At 68.0% G+C, this 3,702-nt stretch carries 2 protein-coding genes and 2 pseudogenes; 1 reads left to right on the top strand and 3 read right to left on the bottom strand.

What is annotated here, in order from left to right; translation table 11 throughout:
- Window positions 1–205: pseudogene (locus tag VMJ11_RS33090) on the top strand (Bcr/CflA family drug resistance efflux transporter); the annotation flags it as partial.
- 88 nt (window positions 206–293) lie between these two features.
- Here the strand turns inward: VMJ11_RS33090 and VMJ11_RS33085 are convergent.
- The 3 genes and pseudogenes from VMJ11_RS33085 to VMJ11_RS33075 form a co-directional block, all read right to left on the bottom strand.
- The gene (locus VMJ11_RS33085) at window positions 294–2,210 is read right to left on the bottom strand and encodes a bifunctional transcriptional regulator/glucokinase (protein ID WP_325625321.1); all 1,917 of its coding nucleotides are present in this window, start codon (window positions 2,208–2,210) and stop codon (window positions 294–296) included.
- The gene (gene pgl / locus VMJ11_RS33080) at window positions 2,191–2,892 is read right to left on the bottom strand and encodes a 6-phosphogluconolactonase (protein ID WP_325625319.1); all 702 of its coding nucleotides are present in this window, start codon (window positions 2,890–2,892) and stop codon (window positions 2,191–2,193) included. Before pgl ends, VMJ11_RS33085 begins: the two co-directional genes overlap by 20 nt.
- Window positions 2,893–2,990: 98 nt before the next feature.
- Window positions 2,991–3,702, bottom strand: a pseudogene (locus VMJ11_RS33075) (glucose-6-phosphate dehydrogenase); the annotation flags it as partial.

Genomic DNA, 3,702 nt, shown 5'->3' with positions numbered 1-3,702 from the left:
CGCGGCGGCCGCCGTATTCGGCGCGACGCAGCTTGGCCTCGGGGCGTTCGCGAGCGCCGTGGTCGGCTGGTTCCCGGGCGTCTCGCCGTTGGGCATGGGCGTGACGATCGGCGTGTGCGGCGTGCTCACGTGGGCCGGGCGCGCGATCGTCGTGAAGTGGCACGGCACGCCGGCGCCGGGCACGGCGCAAACGGCAGCACCGTGAGCGCAACGTATCGCTGAACGAAAATGGGACGCCGAAGCGTCCCATGTTTTTCACCGCGCTTTTTCACCGCGCGAATGAGCCGGCGGCTTCAGTCGCGCGCCGTGGACGACGCCCCGTGGCTCAGCCAGTCGAGCACGGCCGATGCGTCGTCGTCGGCGTGCTCGCGCGCCTGCGCGACCGCGTCGCTCATTTCCGCGTCGGGCGAAGCGCGGCGAATCGCGACGCCCACCGCCAGGATATCGATCATCAGCAGATGCAGAATGCGCGAGATCATCGAAAGCTGCGACTCGCGCATCTCGATGTGATCGGTTTCGAGCGCAACGGTCGCGCGCTTGGCGAGCGGCGTGTTGCTCGAAGTGATCGCGATCACCTTGGCGCCCGCCTGCATCGCGACGTCGAGCACGCGCAGCAGTTCCGGCGCGCGGCCCGACTTCGAGACGGCCACGATCACGTCGCCCTTGCCGAGCAGCGCCGCGGAGGCGGCCTGCATGTACAGGTCGCCGTAGGCGATGGTCGGGATGCCGAAGCGGAAGAACTTGTAGTGCGCGTCCTGCGCGACGATGTGCGAGTTGCCGAGCCCGTAGAACTCGATGCGCCGCGCGCCGTTGAGCAGCGTGATGGCGTTTTCGACGTGCTCGAAATTCAGGTGCTCACGCAGCTGCAGGATGGCGGACACGGTGTTGTCGAGCACCTTCGCGCCGAAGTCGGTGGCGGTGTCGCCGAGATGCACCTGGCTGTGGCTCACCGGAATCGTGCCCGTCAGGCCCGTGGCGAGCTTGAGCTTGAAGTCCGAGAGGCCCTGGCAGCCGAGCGAGCGGCAAAAGCGGATGACCGTGGGCTGGCTCACGTCGGCCTTGCGCGCGATGTCGACGATCGGATCGTTGATGATCGAGCGCGGATGGTTCAGCGCGAGGTCGGCCACGCGGCGCTCGGCCGGCGTGAGCGCGTCGCGCATCTGGCGGATGCGCTCGAACACCGCCGACGAGCCGCCGCCCGCGCGATTCGAAAGCTGCTCCGCGAGAATCGCCGAAACGCCGAGGAACGCCGGGTACTCGGCCGTGATGACATAGGTCGGCACGTTCGCGAGATAGGTATCGAAGCGGCCCTTCGCCTCGAAGCGCTGGCGGAACGACGAGCGCGTGAAGAGTTCGCCTAAGCGCGGCACGACGCCGCCGCCGATATAGATGCCGCCGAGCGAGCCGAGCGTCATCGCGATATTGCCCGCGAAGCTGCCGAGAATGCCGCAGAAGCATTCGACGGTCTCGACCGCAAGCGGCTCGTCCTCATGCGCGCGCTTCACGACTTCGGCGGTGTCGAGGTTCGGCGGCAAGCGCTTCTTGTCGCGCGCGGCGAGCGCGCGGTAGATCAACTCGAGGCCGGGTCCCGCGCACACGCGCTCGAACGAGACGTGCGGCCACTTCTTGCGCGCGAACTGCAGCACGATGTCTTCGCGTTCGTCCTGCGGCGAGAAGCTCGCATGGCCGCCTTCGCTGCCGAGCGCGATCCAGCGGTCGTCGGCGGGAATGAGGCCCGAGACGCCCAGGCCCGTGCCCGGACCGAGCAGGCCGATCACGCTGTTCTGGCGGCGCTGGCCGCCGCCCACCTGGACGCGCTGCGAGTCGGTGAGGCCGGGCAGCGCCATGGCGAGCGCGGTGAAGTCGTTCACGACGAGCAGCGTGTCGAAGCCTAGCGCGCGGCGCGTGGCTTCGATCGAGAAGGTCCAGTCATGATTGGTCATGCGCACCTGGTCGCCGTCGACCGGATTCGCAATCGCGATCGCCGCGTGATTCACGCGGCCGATCTTCGTGTCCTTCAGGTACTGCTGGATCACCTCCGCCACGCCCGGATACTGCGCGCACGGATACACGCGCACCTGGCCGATTTCGCCTGGCGCCGTTTCCAGCGCGAAGCGCGCGTTGGTTCCGCCGATGTCGGCGAGCAGCCTCGGTCCGTCGGCGTGCTGGCCCGCGCCAGGGGCGGTTTTGTTAGGCACACCAGTAGACATCGAGTCTCACTCCCTTGTCGTTCGCCAGCTTCGAGATGGCGTTGTTTTGTTCGGCCGCGGCGGCCTGTTGCAGGACTTCGAGCTTGCGCTGGCCGGCGATCAGCAGGAACAGGCGATCGACCTGGCGCAGCGCCTGCATGGACCACGAAACGCGCGCATGGGGCGCGGCCTGCGGATGCACGGCCACGAACGGGCGTGCGGTCGTGATCGCCTCGTGCCATTCGGGGGCGTCGGCGAAGATCGAGGCCGTGTGGCCGTCCTCACCCATGCCGAGCACGGCGACGTTCGGCAGCTTGCGGGCCGGGTCGGCGTTGAGCGCGGCGACGTGCGCGTCGAGATCCTGCGTGACATCCACGAGCGGCAGGAAGCGCGCGTTGGCCGCTTCGTGCTGCAGCAGCGTCTCGTGCACGAGGCGCGCGTTGCTCGCGGAGTCGGTTTGCGGCACCCAGCGGTCGTCGACGAGCGTGACGTCGATGTGCGCCCAGTCGAAGCGGTGCGTCGAAAGGGCTTCGAGGAAGGGTCGCGGGCTCGTCCCGCCCGAGACGGCGAGCGTTGCACGGCGCGCACCGCTGCCCGGTGCGGCTTGCCGAGCGGCAAGCGACGCATGTAGCGCGTCGCCCACGGCTCGCGCCAGCGCGTCGGATTGGACGCGCGGGTCGTCGAATACGTGAAGCTCGATCACTTCTCCTCCATGCTGCTTTCTTGTAGGTCTGCGGGGTAGTTCATCTGTCGGTTCCGGCGTCGCGCAGGGTGCGCGCGACGTCCTGCAATCACATCGGTTCAGTTCTCTTCTTCGAGCCAGCAGGTGCCGTGCTGCGCCAGCATCGCGCTCGAGGCCGCCGGGCCCCACGTGCCCGCCGCGTAAGGCTTGGGCGGGCGCGGCGTTGCGGCCCATTCGTTCAGGATCGGCTCGACCCACTTCCACGCCGCTTCCTGCTCGTCGCGGCGCACGAAGAGCGCGAGGCGCCCGTTGATCACGTCGAGCAGCAGGCGCTGATAAGCCTCCATCTGGCCTTCGCGGAAGAACCGGTCGAACGCGAGATCCAGATGCACGCTCGCGAGATTCATGCCTTCGCCGGGCTGCTTCGCGAGGCAGTAGAGGCGGATATTCTCGTTCGGCTGCAGGCGGATAACCAGCCGGTTCGCGCCCGGACGCAGCGCCGGCGCGCCGAGCGCCGAATGCGGCACCGGACGGAAGTTCACGACGATCTCGGCCACGCGGTCGGCAAGACGCTTGCCGGTGCGCAGGAAGAACGGCACGCCCGCCCAGCGCCAGTTTTCGATCTCCACCTTCAGTGCGACGAAGGTCTCGGTATGGCTTTCGGGCTTCACGCCATGTTCGGTGGCATAGGCCGGCACCGCCTGACCGCGGATCACGCCCGCATGGTACTGCCCGCGCACCGCGACCTTGCTGATATCGAGCGGGTCGATCGGTTTGAGCGCGCGCAGCACGCGAAGCTTCTCGTCGCGCACCGAATCCGAATCCATCGAA

The sequence above is a fragment of the Paraburkholderia sp. genome, from assembly GCF_035501035.1.
GTDB lineage: Bacteria > Pseudomonadota > Gammaproteobacteria > Burkholderiales > Burkholderiaceae > Paraburkholderia.
Note: the sequence above shows the minus strand (reverse complement) of the source record. Positions and strands in the feature narration are given on the sequence as shown.